15 protein-coding genes are annotated in these 13,963 nt (G+C 68.6%); 6 read left to right on the forward strand and 9 right to left on the reverse strand.

Annotated elements, in window-relative coordinates:
* The first annotated feature begins 16 nt into the window (after positions 1 to 16).
* Complete coding sequence (locus ABT186_RS37840; protein WP_351928946.1) at positions 17 to 907, forward strand: DUF1707 SHOCT-like domain-containing protein; 891 nt, start codon at positions 17 to 19, stop codon at positions 905 to 907.
* Between the two features lie 94 nt (positions 908 to 1,001).
* Here ABT186_RS37840 and ABT186_RS37845 read toward each other — a convergent pair whose 3' ends face one another.
* A complete protein-coding gene (locus ABT186_RS37845; RefSeq protein WP_351230990.1) occupies positions 1,002 to 2,333 on the reverse strand; it encodes an SGNH/GDSL hydrolase family protein in 1,332 nt (443 codons plus the stop codon).
* Positions 2,334 to 2,530: 197 nt separating this feature from the next.
* On the opposite strand from ABT186_RS37845, the gene ABT186_RS37850 reads away from it, so the two are divergent.
* Complete coding sequence (locus ABT186_RS37850; protein ID WP_351230989.1) at positions 2,531 to 3,895, forward strand: DUF445 domain-containing protein; 1,365 nt, start codon at positions 2,531 to 2,533, stop codon at positions 3,893 to 3,895.
* 164 nt (positions 3,896 to 4,059) lie between these two features.
* Complete coding sequence (locus ABT186_RS37855) at positions 4,060 to 4,515, forward strand: hypothetical protein (RefSeq protein ID WP_351230987.1); 456 nt, start codon at positions 4,060 to 4,062, stop codon at positions 4,513 to 4,515.
* Positions 4,516 to 4,896: 381 nt separating this feature from the next.
* Here the strand turns inward: ABT186_RS37855 and ABT186_RS37860 are convergent, their stop codons facing one another.
* A complete protein-coding gene (locus ABT186_RS37860; protein WP_351230985.1) occupies positions 4,897 to 5,352 on the reverse strand; it encodes a hypothetical protein in 456 nt (151 codons plus the stop codon).
* Positions 5,353 to 5,535: 183 nt separating this feature from the next.
* On the opposite strand from ABT186_RS37860, the gene ABT186_RS37865 reads away from it, so the two are divergent.
* A complete protein-coding gene (locus tag ABT186_RS37865) occupies positions 5,536 to 6,552 on the forward strand; it encodes a GlxA family transcriptional regulator (RefSeq protein WP_351230983.1) in 1,017 nt (338 codons plus the stop codon).
* Here ABT186_RS37865 and ABT186_RS37870 read toward each other — a convergent pair.
* Positions 6,501 to 6,761 carry a hypothetical protein gene (locus tag ABT186_RS37870; protein WP_351230981.1) on the reverse strand — a complete coding sequence of 87 codons (261 nt, stop codon included), beginning with the start codon at positions 6,759 to 6,761 and terminating at the stop codon, positions 6,501 to 6,503. The two genes, ABT186_RS37865 and ABT186_RS37870, sit on opposite strands and share 52 nt — an antisense overlap.
* A gap of 206 nt (positions 6,762 to 6,967) precedes the next feature.
* Here ABT186_RS37870 and ABT186_RS37875 point away from each other — a divergent pair, with 206 nt between their 5' ends.
* Positions 6,968 to 7,315, forward strand: a complete 348-nt coding sequence (locus ABT186_RS37875) for a helix-turn-helix domain-containing protein (protein ID WP_351230979.1) — start codon at positions 6,968 to 6,970, stop codon at positions 7,313 to 7,315.
* Positions 7,316 to 7,365: 50 nt separating this feature from the next.
* Here the strand turns inward: ABT186_RS37875 and ABT186_RS37880 are convergent, their stop codons facing one another.
* The 6 genes from ABT186_RS37880 to ABT186_RS37905 all read right to left on the reverse strand — a co-directional run bounded on the left by ABT186_RS37880 (position 7,366) and on the right by ABT186_RS37905 (position 11,832).
* Positions 7,366 to 7,602, reverse strand: coding sequence for a hypothetical protein (locus ABT186_RS37880; protein ID WP_351230977.1), 237 nt, complete (start codon positions 7,600 to 7,602; stop codon positions 7,366 to 7,368).
* A gap of 87 nt (positions 7,603 to 7,689) precedes the next feature.
* Complete coding sequence (locus ABT186_RS37885) at positions 7,690 to 8,421, reverse strand: IS3 family transposase (protein WP_351928948.1); 732 nt, start codon at positions 8,419 to 8,421, stop codon at positions 7,690 to 7,692.
* Positions 8,422 to 8,429: 8 nt separating this feature from the next.
* A complete protein-coding gene (locus ABT186_RS37890) occupies positions 8,430 to 8,687 on the reverse strand; it encodes a transposase (protein WP_351928950.1) in 258 nt (85 codons plus the stop codon).
* 133 nt (positions 8,688 to 8,820) lie between these two features.
* Complete coding sequence (locus tag ABT186_RS37895; RefSeq protein ID WP_351230971.1) at positions 8,821 to 9,510, reverse strand: hypothetical protein; 690 nt, start codon at positions 9,508 to 9,510, stop codon at positions 8,821 to 8,823.
* 28 nt (positions 9,511 to 9,538) lie between these two features.
* Positions 9,539 to 11,473 carry a zinc metalloprotease gene (locus tag ABT186_RS37900; protein WP_351928952.1) on the reverse strand — a complete coding sequence of 645 codons (1,935 nt, stop codon included), beginning with the start codon at positions 11,471 to 11,473 and terminating at the stop codon, positions 9,539 to 9,541.
* Between the two features lie 146 nt (positions 11,474 to 11,619).
* A complete protein-coding gene (locus tag ABT186_RS37905; protein WP_351230967.1) occupies positions 11,620 to 11,832 on the reverse strand; it encodes a hypothetical protein in 213 nt (70 codons plus the stop codon).
* A gap of 1,894 nt (positions 11,833 to 13,726) precedes the next feature.
* Here ABT186_RS37905 and ABT186_RS37910 point away from each other — a divergent pair.
* Positions 13,727 to 13,912, forward strand: coding sequence for a hypothetical protein (locus ABT186_RS37910; RefSeq protein ID WP_351230965.1), 186 nt, complete (start codon positions 13,727 to 13,729; stop codon positions 13,910 to 13,912).
* Positions 13,913 to 13,963 lie beyond the last annotated feature (51 nt).

Genomic DNA, 13,963 nt, shown 5'->3' on the forward strand with positions numbered 1-13,963 from the left:
TCGTAGGCTGGCGCCCATGACCGACGCTGTGTCTTCCGGGGGAAGCGACGATCAGGGGCTGACGCCGCGGGCCCCCCGTACCCCCGTCCCCGAGCTCCGCGCCTCCGACGCCGATCGTGAACGAGTCGCCGAGGTCCTGCGCGACGCACTCGCCGAGGGCCGTCTCGACATGGAGGAGTTCGAGGAGCGACTGGAGGCCACCTACAAGGCGCGGACCTACGGGGAACTGACGCCGATCACCCGGGACCTGCCGGCCGCGGGCGTCACGGCTCCGGCGGTGTCGCTGATCAAGGAGCCCGCGGTGAGCGGGAGCTGGGCGGGGCGGATCGGCGGCGGCGAGGGGTCGTCCTCGTGGGCCGTCGCCGTCATGTCAGGGTTCCAGCGCAAGGGCCGCTGGACGGTGCCGAAGCGGTTGAACTGCTTCGCCTTCTGGGGCGGCGGTGAGATCGACCTGCGGGAGGCGGACTTCGCGGACCGCGAGGTCGAGATCAACTGTGTCGCGATCATGGGCGGGATGAACGTCATCGTGCCGCCCGGCGTCGAGGTGATCGTGCGCGGCATGGGGATCATGGGCGGCTTCGACCACCGTGAGGAGGGCGTGCCGGGGGAGCCGGGCGCGCCGCGCGTGATCGTCACCGGGTTCGCGTTCTGGGGCGGGGTCGGCGTCGAGCGCAAGCTGACCAGGGCCGAACGGCAGCGGCTGAAGGAGGAGCGGCGCCAGGAGAAGCTGGACCGCAAGGCCGCGCGCAAGGAGCTGCACGCCTCCCATCGCGACAGCCTGGGGGATCTGCTGGATGCCCACCTGGACGCGCGGGAGGAGCACCGCGAACTGATGCGCGAACGCCGCGAGGAGCGCCGGGAGGCCCGCCGCGAGGAGCGCGACAGGCGCCGTCACGGGGACTACTGAGCAGTGTGGCGCCGTCACGGGGACTGCTGACCAGCGTGGCGCTTCACGGTGACTGCTGACCAGCGTGGCGCTTCACGGTGACTGCTGACCGGCGCTAGAGCTGGGCGGGCGCCGCTCCCTTCAGCGAGGTCAGGTCGAACACCTCCGCCATCCGGTGAAAGCCCTCGTCGTTGGGGTGGAGGTGGTCGCCCGAGTCGTAGTCGGAGCGCAGCCGGCGCGGGTCGTACGGGTCCCGTAGCGCCTTGTCGAAGTCGACGAACTCGTCGTAGACCGTGCCCGCACGGATCTGCGCGTTGACGGCCTGCCGCGCCTGTTCGCGGTCGGCCCGGTAGCCGCGGTGGCCCTTGAACGGCATCAGAGTGGCGCCGACGACCTTGAGGCCGCGCGCGTGCGCCTCGCGGACCAGGGTGCGCAGGCCCGCCGTGATCCGGTCGGGGTCGGCGTGGCCGGGGGTGCGCAGGATGTCGTTGACGCCGAGGTCGATGATGACGGCCTTGACGTTGGTACGGCCGAGGACGTCGCGGTCGAATCGGGTCAGGCCGCTCGGGTCGTCGGCGGGCCGGCCGAGGCCGCTGGTCAGGACGCGGTTGCCGCTGATGCCCTCGTTGACCACGCTGTAGCGGGGCACGTCACTTGATCCGGCCGCCGCGTGCAGCCGCTGCGCGAGGACGTCCGTCCAGCGGTGGTCGGCGCCCACGGTGGAGGTGATGCCGTCCGTGATCGAGTCGCCGAGCGCGACGACGGTCCCGACCGATTCGTTGCTCAGCACGTCCAGCGCGGTCAGACAGCGCCAGTACTCCGTCTGCTCGGTGTAGGAGCCGCCGTTCAGGTCCTCCGTGTGGTCGCCCTGGGCGGCGTAGGAGATCTGGCGTGCGTGCCGGTGGTAGGTGACCGGGCCGGACGGGGTGGGGGAGTAGGTGGTCACGAGTACGTCGGAGCCGTGCGGGACGGCTATGCGTACGGCGTCGCTGAGCACCTGCGCGCCGGGGGCTATGACGGCCGAGGTGCTGCGCCCGAAGGTGAGGCGGCGCATGGTGCCGGGGGCCGCTGTCGCGTCGCCCGGCGCGGCGGCGACCGCGATCGAGGCGTGCGTGATGCTCAGCGGCTGCTGACCGTAGAGATTGGAGAGCGTGATGCGGGCACTCGTACCGGCGACGTCCGCGTGCACGACGTTGCGCACGGACCGTCCGGCCATCCCGTCCGTCTCGGTACCGGGCTCGGCCCCGGAGGGCGAGGCCGACCAGGCGCCGACCCAGGTGCCGGTGGAGGCGGGGGCGGCGGAGCCCCTCGTGGTGGGGCGGCCGGTGGTGAGGGTGCTGCGGCTGCCGCCGTCATCGGCCGTGACGCCGATGTATATGCCGGCCGACACGGCCAGGATGAGCGTGCAGATGGCAGCCAGCAGGGCATAACCGCGTGGCCTGGTCATGCGGTGCGTGTCTCCTCGGGCGACGGGAGTCCGGGGCTCCGTGTTGATCATTTCCATGATGACAGGCGCCCCTGACAAGACCCTGATTTCCTTGACAGGAACCCTGACGAGACCCTGAAAAGCCCCCGATACTTCTCCGTCCGGACAGACGCCGGGAACTCCCGTTCCGTTCCAGGAGTCGGTCAGGAAGGGACAATGTGTACGGGGGACACGAACGGGTGGAGTGGATGGAACGCACGAAACCGGATGAAGCGGTGGCCGCAGGCCCGGCTGCCGACGTGGCCGCCGCCAGCCGCGCGATGACCTCCTTCAGCCCCGCCGACGAGGAGAAGCGCCGGGGTGTGCGCCGGATGAAGGGCACGGCGACCGGACTGCTGCTGTTGGTGGCGCTCGTGTACGTCCTCGCCAAATGGGCGCAGAACTCGGGCGCGGGCCTCTGGGCCGGCTATGTGGCAGCCGCTGCCGAGGCCGGCATGGTGGGCGCGCTCGCCGACTGGTTCGCGGTCACCGCGCTCTTCCGGCATCCGCTCGGTGTGCCCATCCCGCACACCGCGATCATCCCCAACAAGAAGGACCAGCTCGGCGTCTCTCTGGGTGAGTTCGTCGGCGAGAACTTCCTTTCCCAGGAGGTCGTACGCCAGCGGCTGCACGCGGTCGGCATCGCGAGCCGCCTGGGTGCCTGGCTGGCCGAGCCGGAGCACGCGGACCGGGTGACGGCGGAGCTGGCGACCGCCCTGAGAGGCGCCCTGACCGTGCTGCGGGATTCGGACGTCCAGGCGGTGGTGGGCGAGGCCATCACGCGCCGCGCCGACGCCCAGGAGATAGCGCCGGGCCTCGGCAAGATGCTGGAGAAGGTCGTCGCGGACGGCGGTCACAGACGGGTCGTGGACCTGATCTGCATCCGCGCCCATGACTGGCTCGTCCTGAACGATGAGCAGATCACGGCCGCCATACAGGGCGGCGCTCCCGGCTGGACGCCCCGTTTCGTCGACAGGAGGGTCGGCGAGCGGGTCTACAAGGAGTTGCTGCGCTTCGTCACCGAGATGCGCGACGCGCCCTCGCACCCGGCGCGCGGCGCCCTGGACCGGTTCCTGGGCGACTTCGCCGCCGACCTGCAGTCCGACACCGACACCCGGGCGCGCGTGGAGCGGCTCAAGGGCGAGGTGCTGGGCCGTGGCGAGGTCCAGGACCTGATCGCCTCCGCCTGGACGGCCGTACGATCCATGATCGTCTCGGCCGCCGAGGACGAGCGCAGTGAGCTGCGGCTGCGTGTGCGGGCGTCGCTGCTGTCGCTGGGCGCCCGTATGGCCACCGAGCCGAAGACCCAGGCCAAGGTGGACAGGTGGGTGGAGGGCGCGGCGGTGCACGTCGTGACGACGTACCGCAAGGAGATCACGTCCCTGATCACGGACACGGTCGCCGGCTGGGACCCCGTGCACACCACACGGAAGATCGAGGCGCACATCGGCCGCGACCTGCAGTTCATCCGGATCAACGGCACGGTGGTGGGCTCGCTGGCCGGGCTGCTGATCTACACGGTGTCGCGGGCGCTGGGGGCGTAGCGGGGACGGCTGCGCCGGGCGGGACTGGCCACGGCGCTGCTCGCGGTCCCCGCGGAACGCCGCTCGCTGGAAGCAGAAGTGCCCAAGTGCCCTGGGAGGGGCAGCACTCGAACTGAGTATCCGTACTCTGTTGACTCCGCCGTTCCGCGGCAACCCTCGTACGCATGACCGAGAAGCTGCTCCGCCCCATGCGAACGCGCCCCTTGCCCGAGCGCTGGCTGACCCGCCTGCTCGGCGCCGTCCTCGCGACCGCGGCGTACCTCCTGTGTGTGCCGTGGGACCTGCGCAACCGTCCCGAGACCCCGGGAGCCACCGAGGAGACGACCCCGGTGACCGTCCTCGGGGTCCTCCTCCTCGCGGTGGTCCTGCTGCTCTTGGCGGCCTACTTCGGCCACCGGGACTACCTCGGCTGGCCCCTGCTGCTCGTCGCGGTGCCCCCGGCCACGCTGATGTACGTCTCCTTCCGTGCCCACCCGGAACCGGACGCCTCGTTCTGGCCCCTGGCCTGGGGCTTCTGCACGCTGCTGATCGCGACCGGCGTGCTCGTGGCGGCCGCCGTGGCGCGGGCGTTCCGAGGGGAGTGGGCGAGGGAGGACCTGACGCTGACCAACCCGTTGTGAGTCGTACGCAGCGGGTTCGACGCTCCCGCCGACCAGGACGGGAAAGGCGGCGCCCCCCGTCTGCAGGCCCGCGGGCAGTCCGCGCCGCCGGGATCCTGAGCTCCGCCCCTCGACGGGCCGCTAGGCCCTGTCGTCAAACTCCCTCCCCCCCCAGCCTTCGGCCGGGAGGTGCCCCCAGCCCCGCGACGCCATGCACGCTCCCCCAAGCTCTTCGAGCAGGGGGGACCCCGACTCGCCGCACCGGGCACAGACCCAAGTACATCCAGTACGAGGGCCTGGCCCGGCACTCCCCCAGCCTCCGGCCGGGGGGACCCCCAGAGCACGCACCTGACGCCGCAGGGCCCGCCCTCCGGGCGGACGACGGGAGTTTGACGACAGGACCTAGGCCCCCGTGGTCGACCCGGGACGCACGATCATCAGCACGGTGACGGCTGCCCACAGCAGATTGAAGATGCCGGTCACCATGGCGAGCCGCACCGTGGCCCGCTCGCTCACCGTGCCCCCTTCGACGCCCTCCAGGATCGCTTCCTGCCGGGGCAGCACCAGCGCGGCGAGCACGGCCGCGGCGAGCGCGGTCAGCGTGATCGACACGATCAGCCAGGTGTCACCGAGCACGCCCATGTTCTTGGCGGTGGCGAACCCGAACACCGGAACGGCGACGCCGACGACGGCGTACATCCGGCAGATGCGGTGCAGGAGCGCGAGGTGGTGCCGGTTCTCTCCGGGCTCGGCGAGCGCCCTGCGCGCGGTGGACGGGAACATGCTCGCGGCGACGGTGACGGGCCCGATGGCGACGATCGCGACGAGGACGTGGACGGCGAGAAGGAACTTGGTCACGGGCCGACGCTAGGGCGCGGAGATCATTCACGGAAGTGGCGGAATTGCCAGCACTCAACGGATTCTCGCCATGTGCCCAGGGGGCCGCCGAGCTGGGGCTGTCTTACCCCGAGCTGCGACTGTCCGGTGCACCTGCTGCCAGGGAGGCTTGGCCGTACCCCGTCGTATGCCTACTCTCTCGCCATGCACACCGTCGCCGTCCTGGCGCTGGACCAGGTGATCCCCTTCGACCTCTCGGCCCCGATCGAGGTCTTCTCGCGCACCCGGCTGCCGGACGGGCGGCCCGCCTACCGGGTGCGGATCTGTGCTCCGGCGGAGGAGGTGGACGCGGGAACGTTCCGGATCCGGGCGCCGTACGGGCTCGACGCGCTGGCGGAGGCGGACACGATCATCCTGCCGGGCACGGCGGACCCGACGCTGCCGCTGCCGGAGGGCGTGGCGGAGGCACTGCGCGCCGCCGCGGCGCAGGGGACACGTATCGCGTCCGTGTGCGCGGGCGCGTTCGTGCTCGCGGCGACGGGACTGCTGGACGGACGGCGGGCGACGACGCACTGGGTGGCGGCTCCGCTGCTGGCGCAGCGCCACCCGGCGGTGACGGTCGACCCGGACGTGCTCTACGTCGACGAGGGCCAGTTCCTCACCTCGGCGGGCGCGGCGGCGGCGCTCGACCTGTGCCTGCACATGATCCGCAAGGACCACGGCTCGGCGGTCGCGGCGGACGCGGCCCGGCTGTCGGTGATGCCGCTCGAACGGGAGGGCGGCCAGGCCCAGTTCATCGTCCACGACCGGCCGCCGGCCCCCGCCGGGGCAACCCTGGAGCCGTTGCTGCACTGGCTGGAGGAGAATGCGGACCGGGACCTCACTTTGGACGACATCGCGGCCCGCGCGGGCATGAGCGCCCGCACCCTGAACCGCCGCTTCCGCGAACAGACCGGCACGACGCCGCTGCAGTGGCTGCACCGGGCGCGGATCCGGCGCGCCCAGTACCTGCTGGAGACGACGTCGTACCCCGTAGATCGCATCGCGATCCAGACGGGTTTCGGGTCCCCGACGGCGTTCCGGGACCGCTTCAAGCGGGTGGTGGGCACGAGCCCGTACGCGTACCGGCGCGCGTTTCAGGGGGTGCCGGGGCCAGGAGCACCGGGGCCCTACTCCGCGACGGCGGCGCTCTCGTCGTCTTCCGCGACGGCGGCCTCGTAGGCGCGCAACGTCTCGATGAACAGCCGCCGTTGAGCGGGCGTCAGCGGTTCGAGCGCGCGGCGCGAGGCGGTGGCTCCACGCGACAGCCACACGGAGATGGCCGCGCGCACGGTGTCGCACTCTTCGGCGTCCTGCGCCACCGCTGGGGCGTCGGCGGCGCCCCCGCCACAGCTGAGGGTGGAGCCCCAGGGCTTACGAATGCGCGCCACCGCGCGAGGCAGTCCTACCGCCGCTCCTCGGTGCCGTCCTGCGGGGGGCGGCACCGCAGCCCGTCGTGGGCGACGGCTTCTCGAGGTGGCGCAGGGCAGCGGCCACAAGAACGTGCAGAACGACCTGCAGGCGGCGCCGTTAGACTCATTGACAAGCGGCCGATCGACCACGGGAAGAACCAGCGGTGCCTAACACACTGCAGGAAATGATCAAGAATAAGTTGGATGAAAAGGGATGGTCCTACAGCGATGTAGCGCGCCGCGGCGGCATCTCTCGCTCGACCGTTCACCATCTGGCGACGTCGGCGCGACTGGCACAGATGCCTCAGCAGACCACACTGGAAGGTTTGGCCAGAGGTCTGGGTATACCGGTGGGGCCCGTGCAACGGGCTGCGGCTGAGGCTGCGGGGGTCAATCTCTATTTCGAAAACGCACCCGAGATTACGGATCCCGAGGTGGAGATCCTCATTGCCAGCGTGCACAAACTCAGCCCGACGGACCGCCGGCATGTGGCTGTGCTCGTCGAGTCGCTGCTGCGGGCCGGGGAATCCTAGGGCGGAGTGGGGTTCGGCACGTCGTGCAGGCCATGGAGGCGGACTCGGAATCAGAACCTCTCCGTTCCTGCCGATTTGATCCAGTCAATGACTGTCTCCACTGTCGCGTAGTCGAGTTCTGCCACCCTGCCGATCGCGTGTAAGTCATGGGGATGCATCGGCACGCACGCCGCGTCCAGGGCGCAATACAGCAGCACTTGATGCGCCTGTGTTGCCGAAAGAGGCCTCTCTGCGTGCATACCGGTTCTGAATTCTTCGGCGATAGGCAGGGGTGGTGTGATGTCCATGTCTCCTTCAGCGCTTCGGTCAAATGATCGGGTAACGGCAGGCCTTGAGGCTGCCGATCCGAGTGCGGGCGCCCTGGCCTTCTCGCTTCACTTTTGATGGGTGAAGCGCTCGAAAATCTCAAGGAGTTTTTCCTCGAGTCTTTTCGGGTCCTTGCCGTCGTTGCGGTCCGCGAGCGCGCGCCGCACATTTTCCCGGAATGCCTCGGCTACTGTGTGATCGTACCAATCGCCGATGGTCCCGGAAACGGGCGCGTCTCTGAGGGCGTGTGCACGCTCGGTAAAGGTGCATCCGGCAAGATTTCCTTTCGTGGTGCCCGGGACGGGCTCCGGGGTAGTCTCCTGGGTAATCGCTTTGTCGAGCGCGTGATCGATGAGGAGGGCGCTTGGCCTGGGGCCCGTGCTCCAGCTCGCCAGGTGACGCGATGTCGTGTCGAGCACGATGGCGGCGCACACCTTGTCATTCAACGTTCTGTAGGTGAATACGTCGATGACCCATCGCCGGCCGGGAACCCGGGCGATCGCCGGCTGCGCGTGACCAAGCAGCCTTCCGGATCTGCCGTGAATGCCGGCCTGGCCCATGAGATGTTCCACCGTTCCGTGACTGACATTGATGCCGTAGCGGCGGCCGAGCTCATGGCGGACGCGGCGGTATCCAAAGGTTGAGCCGGATGATCTGTAAATATCGAGAATGATCCGGGTCAACCAGGCGTGCCGCAGTGCCCGAGCCGATGGAGTGCGTTCACGCCACGCGTAGTAGCCGGACTCCGAGGCATCGAGAATCCCGGCGATGCGACGCACCGGGAAACCCTCTTCCGCCATCGCGGAAATCACCTCGTATCGCCTTTTGGGGGCATCACTTCTTTCATGAAGTCGATCACTCGCCGGCATGTCGCGATTTCGTTCTCCAGCTTTTCGATGCGTGCGTGCGCTTGCATCAGTTCGGACTGCGAGGCACCTGTGCGGCTCCAGCGGTACACGGTCTGCTGAGGGAGCCCGAGTCTCCTTGCAACGTCTCTGACGGAATGCCCCCCGGAAATAAGCTCCAATGCTTGACTGCGTAGCGCTGGGGGATGATGGCTGCCCACTGGACCTCACTTCCTGACTGAACTTCACGGTCCGCTCTCGGCGGCGGCCCGTATTCTGCTTCACCGGAATGTTCTGCCGGGATACTCAGGGCTGCGGCCGGGGTTCCGCAGCCCTGAGCGTTTTCAGCGGGATTTACCGGACATGGCGGTGCATCGTCACGATCGGCGCGAAGTCGGCCAAGGGGTCGCTGCCGTCACCGCGCGGTGCGCGTGCCACCTCACGGTCGAGAATCGCCTTCACTTCACGGGCGAGTTCGTCCGCCTGGCGCGTGATCTCAGGGATGGTCAGACCGGACGCCCTGAGCGCATCCACCTGGCGGCGGATGGCGTCGAGTTTGCTGCGCGAGTCGCCGCTCAGGCTGAATGCCCGCGGCGTGGCCACGACGAATTGATAGGCCGCGGAGAAGGTCTGGCATGCCGGACAGTGTTCGTTGACGGCCCTGCTCAGGTTGGAGGCGTTGATGAGACGCGCGTTCCGGCCGGCCGTGGTGACGATCTGGTAGGACAGGGCGATCGAACGGCAGGGGTCGTCGATCAAGCAGCCCACGGATTCCGCGGTGGCCCGGTTGTGTGCCGCCACCACGACGGACGGCCCATATTCGTGGATCCGGAAGGATTCGTCGAATTGGTTCACGCGGATCCTGTCGGCATGGCTGTGCGCCATGTCCACAGCAATGGCGGCGCTGTGGGAGAGGCCGGGACTGCTGGGGCTGGCACCTGCCGAGGTGGTGCCGACCGCCATGGACAGACCGACCGTGGCGGCCAGGCTGAGGCCGGCCGCGGTCTTGGTGACGGTGCCGGTGCGCGGCTTGCGGTGGTTCAAGGTTGTCTCCTTGGTGGCGTGTTGGGCGTCAGGAAGGGCTGGCGCTCGAGGGCGTCGGTGCAGAGGGCGAGGGGGAGGCGGTGACGGGCTGCGAGGACGAGGGGGATGCGGAGGGCGTCCGGCTCCCGGAAGAGCCGGGTGCCGGGCTGGTGGGAGTGCTGCCGGCGGGGGCTGTTGGGGTGGTCCTGCTCCCGGCGGTGGAGGCTGCCGATGTGCCGGCGGGCGGTGCCGGAGCCGCTGGTGAGGCGGCGGGCGGTGTCACCGCGGGGGTGTAGCGAGCGGTCCCGGGTGAGGGTGAAGGGGCGCTGTGACGTCGCGTGAGTCGTTTCTGCTCCGGCGGGGTGCCGGCAGGGCGGGTTGCCGGCACGTCCGTAGCGGTGGGGTGCGGGGCTCGCATGGTGGGGACGCCGGGTTGGAGGAGGGGGGTGACCGGGGCTGCTGCAGGAAGTGGTTTGGGCGTAAGTCCCTCCACCCACGCAGTTGTCAGGACGGCGCCGCCTGCGAGCACTGCGGCTGCCAGGGCAAGACGCATCGCCGGCTTTCCTGCTGTCGCTCGCACGGCGGCGCGGAACAGGCGGGTGGCCAGCCGGCCGGCAAGATGGGCGCCTCCTGCCATCGGGCACAGCAGCATGAGCGTGCCGATGATCCCGACCAGCCCGGCAGCCATATGCCCTTGCGTGAACGCCAGATACGTTCCGCAGCCTTGGTCCCCAAGGCTGCGCACCGCGGTGGTGAGCAGGCGGGGAAGGTTCCACAGGGCGTACGCTCCCTCTGCGAGCAGCAGGGGGATCATGGTCAGGACCCACACCGTCACGATGATCCGGGCGGAGCGCTTGAGACCGGCCACCTGCCTGGCGGCGGGCTTGTGCCCCGGCAGCATGCTCAACAGGATGGGCCTGACCTTGCCGTACAGGTCGGGAACACCCGCCAGGTCGCCCAGGATGTAGTAGCCGTCGAGCCGCACCACCGGCATCAGCTGCTCGAGGACCTCGAAGTGCGCGAGGTACACCGCGGCAAGGAAGAAGGACTGGTGAGTGAGCAGGTAGCCAGCGGTGAGGGCCAGCATGAAGATGACGTTGAAATAGACGCCTCCCAGCCCGGTACGCAGGCGGCCGGATCTCGTGAGCCGGTACACGTCGGTGACGTCCGTGTACATGGCCGGCCAGATCAGGAAGATGCCGCAGCCGATCTTTCCTGGTACGCCCCCGCTGTATCGGCAGGCCGACGCATGCCCGAATTCATGAAAGACGAGCGAGGCAACGGTCAGCGCGAAGAGGATGAGCATCCACAGCGGCTGTTCGAGCACTTGCAGCACGGGGGTCATGGCTCCATGGACACCGAAGAGCCAGATATCCATGACTGCGGCGCCGGCGAGTGTCAGCGTCACCACGAGTGGCCGGTGCAGCCAGGCGAGCGCGGCAGCGATGCGGGCCACCTGTGCCTCACCGAAGACCACATGGTGGCCCCGGAGAGAAAGGAGGAGGTCTGAGCGGGGGGCAGGGACCTCCTGCGGGTGATCCTCGAAGGGGAGCGTGATACCGAGGGGAGTAAGTTTGTGCTCCACCAGGTGGATGACGTTCTCCGTGGTGACATCGGCTCCGTAGCGCCCGCTCACCCGGTGGGAAATCGCTTCGGCGTCACGTGCACCGTCGACGGAACCCACGATGAGGTACAGCAAGCGGGATAGCTGGATCACCTGCCCGTCCCCCCGGCGGACAATGAACTTGCGCTCGGTGAAGCCGGACCCCCGGTACTCTCCGAGGGTCTGCAAACCCTGACTCAGCCGGGGAACGGGCGCAGCGCCGGGCGAGGTGAAGATGCCGGCCGTCATGGTGTGCACCGAGTGCGTGAAGGAGTCCGGTGTGCCGCCCGCGGCCGCTTCCCCGGTGGCGGACTCCTGCCGGGCCGTTGGAGCCTGAATCTTCAGCGTCTTGACGCTGCTGCTTTTTCCGGACGCCGTCATTCTTTTCTCCCAGGCGCGTTGGGCGTTTCGGCACAGGTGCGCGTTTGCGGGCGCACGCCGACGGAGGGTGTCGTACGATCCCGGCACCCCGGCGTGGAGCGGGAGCAGGGTCAGGCCCGTCGACCTGACCCTGCTGAACCCGTGTGCTACTGCTGAACGCTGATGGTCTGAGAGGCCTCGGACGCGGCGACAGCCCACGGCGAGCACTGATTGACCGCGGCCGACTCGTTGTGAGCGTCCACGTGCGCGATCTTCTTCGTGACGGTGGTCATCTTGGTGAGGTTGAACGAGAACCTCCCCAGGGCCTCCCGCCCGGGCAGCAGGTCAGCGGTCTCGGCCTCGAGCTGGTCCATGTTCATGAGGACACCTTTCATTTCTGTGAAGGGATGGGTGCGCAAAACGAGTGCCGGTCAGGTACGGCAAGAACGCGTCGTTCCAATGCCGTTCGGCCCCATTTCGCACCTGTCGGCGTGGCCGGCCGACGGTCAGCCAGTTGTCTGGCACGGCCACGCCGCAGGGGGCTGCGGACGGCGGGGGTCTGCCCTGCGCAGCCGGGCATGCGGAAAGCCCGGGCGCACAGTCCAGACAAGGCGGAGCACTACCAACCCCGCCGTCCAAAGTCTCCGAACGGTTTGTCCGGAGGCTCTGGACGGTAGCCCAAGGGGAAGGAGAAACGCAAACCTCCTATATCCGACATGCGTTCAGAAGCGCACTGCCGTTCACTTCTGCATCACCACGGGACCGGCTGTGCCTGCCGGCTGCTCCCATACGCGCGGTCGCACGGCCGGGTGCGCACCCGCCGGTGCGTACCCCGACGGATGCGCTGACCCTTCGTCACGATGCGCGCCGGTTCCCGCAGCCGCGCCGCGTAAGGCGCTTTGGCCTCCAGCGCCATGTCATGCGCCGCGTTCACATCGACATGGTCACGGTGGTTGCAGGCGGCGTTCACATGAACTCCCCTTGCTTTCAAGCGAGTTGGCATCCACGTATACGCCGCACCCCGCTGCACGTCTGCGAGGTGCGGACGGGATCGGCCTCACCACAGTTGTGCCCGTGTACCGGGCCGTGTCGATCAGGGCGCCTTCCCGGCGGTGTCATCCCTTGTCGAGGACGGCCCGGTTCAGTCCGGCCTGCTGCCGCGCGGTGCAGCCCGGCCCGGCGAGCGCGCCCGCCGGATGATGCGGTGGCAGGCGTGGGCGCACAAGCGCCGGTCGTCGACCCGGCTCGCGATCCGGTTCATGGCGCTGATCGTCGGGCGGCCTGACAACGTCTGCGAAGGCTTCACATCCCGCCGGCCCACGCCGTGTCCCGCAATCCCGTTGCCAGAAGCGGCAATTGCGTCAATGACTGCGCGGCCCTTGGGGCCGCTGGGACACGGACGCCCTTCACCTGGCCCCGACAGAGGAAGCACTGGGCACATCTTTGGCAGCGCTCGACGGCAGCGGGCCGATGAACGGCCGGTCGTGGACAGGCACAAGGCCGAGCTGGGCGGCGGCGACTGACAGCAGGACAAACACCTGCTTCGCATGCACCAGCTGAACGCATGTGACGAGCCGGCGACACGGCCGTCATCGCCACACCATCGCACGCACGGTCAAGGCCTGCGCGCAAAGTCCAGGAAGCTCTCCTTCAGCAACGTGCCCCCGGGGCGGGCCCGTGCACCCGACCCCATGGGCAAAGGACTCTGCAAAAGCCGGGGCAGATAAATGGTGGCTGTCACATCCTGTCGACAGCGAAGTAACAGGTCGCGGGATGCGTATCCGGTTTTTCAACTCCTTGAAATGCGGGTCGTTCAGGCGCGGTAATTCACCTGGGAGGGGCAATTATTTCAGCCCCGGGAACCGGCCGGACGGTCAATTGCGACACGACCGGGAATGCGCCTGGACGGGTGTTTCGGATAAGTGGGACGCAGCCGCTTTATGCATGCCCGACAAGGCCGCTGAGCTGCTGCTTCTGAATCTCGCCCACCTGCCCCTCGTGCCTGACCGTGCATCAGCTTCCCCGGAGGAGCCTCCAATTCGAGGTAACGTCGGATGCAGTGGCAGGGAAAGACCGAATTCCTGCTGTCTGAAAGGAGAGTAAGTGAAGAGCATTGCTAGGGCAGTGGCAGTCACACTGCTGACAGCCGGTGCTGTCGTGGTGCCCCTCTCGGCAGAGGCGACTGCCGCTCCGCTCCAAAGTGCGGTTTCCGCGACGCCGGCAGCCTCCTCGTTCGACCCAGACGATGAGCCCTTCGCGGGAGACTACAGCCCCTTGGCGTACCGTCACGGCGGTGACCTGTGGCGATACCGCGGCGACGACCTCGGCTACTGGCGTCACGACAGCTACCGGTTCCGCCACTGCGGCAACTACGACGGGTGGGACTGGGACCGCTACCGGCATCGGCACTGCAACTTTCACCCGTATCGATGGGACTGCTACCGCTACTGGCGCCGCTAGTCCTCCTCAGTAAAGGCCGCACCGCCCGCCGTCGTATTCTCAGACGGCGGG

The sequence above is a fragment of the Streptomyces sp. NPDC001634 genome (genome assembly GCF_040298185.1).
GTDB lineage: Bacteria > Actinomycetota > Actinomycetes > Streptomycetales > Streptomycetaceae > Streptomyces.

Excerpts from the sequence above, each read along its gene's own strand:
- ABT186_RS37840 (WP_351928946.1), top strand. The coding sequence starts at position 17 with ATGACCGACGCTGTGTCTTCCGGGGGAAGCGACGATCAGGGGCTGACG.
- ABT186_RS37845 (WP_351230990.1), bottom strand. The coding sequence starts at position 2,333 with ATGACCAGGCCACGCGGTTATGCCCTGCTGGCTGCCATCTGCACGCTC.
- ABT186_RS37855 (WP_351230987.1), top strand. The coding sequence starts at position 4,060 with ATGACCGAGAAGCTGCTCCGCCCCATGCGAACGCGCCCCTTGCCCGAG.
- ABT186_RS37865 (WP_351230983.1), top strand. The coding sequence starts at position 5,536 with ATGCACACCGTCGCCGTCCTGGCGCTGGACCAGGTGATCCCCTTCGAC.
- ABT186_RS37875 (WP_351230979.1), top strand. The coding sequence starts at position 6,968 with ATGATCAAGAATAAGTTGGATGAAAAGGGATGGTCCTACAGCGATGTA.
- ABT186_RS37880 (WP_351230977.1), bottom strand. The coding sequence starts at position 7,602 with ATGGACATCACACCACCCCTGCCTATCGCCGAAGAATTCAGAACCGGT.
- ABT186_RS37885 (WP_351928948.1), bottom strand. The coding sequence starts at position 8,421 with ATGGCGGAAGAGGGTTTCCCGGTGCGTCGCATCGCCGGGATTCTCGAT.
- ABT186_RS37900 (WP_351928952.1), bottom strand. The coding sequence starts at position 11,473 with ATGACGGCGTCCGGAAAAAGCAGCAGCGTCAAGACGCTGAAGATTCAG.
- ABT186_RS37905 (WP_351230967.1), bottom strand. The coding sequence starts at position 11,832 with ATGAACATGGACCAGCTCGAGGCCGAGACCGCTGACCTGCTGCCCGGG.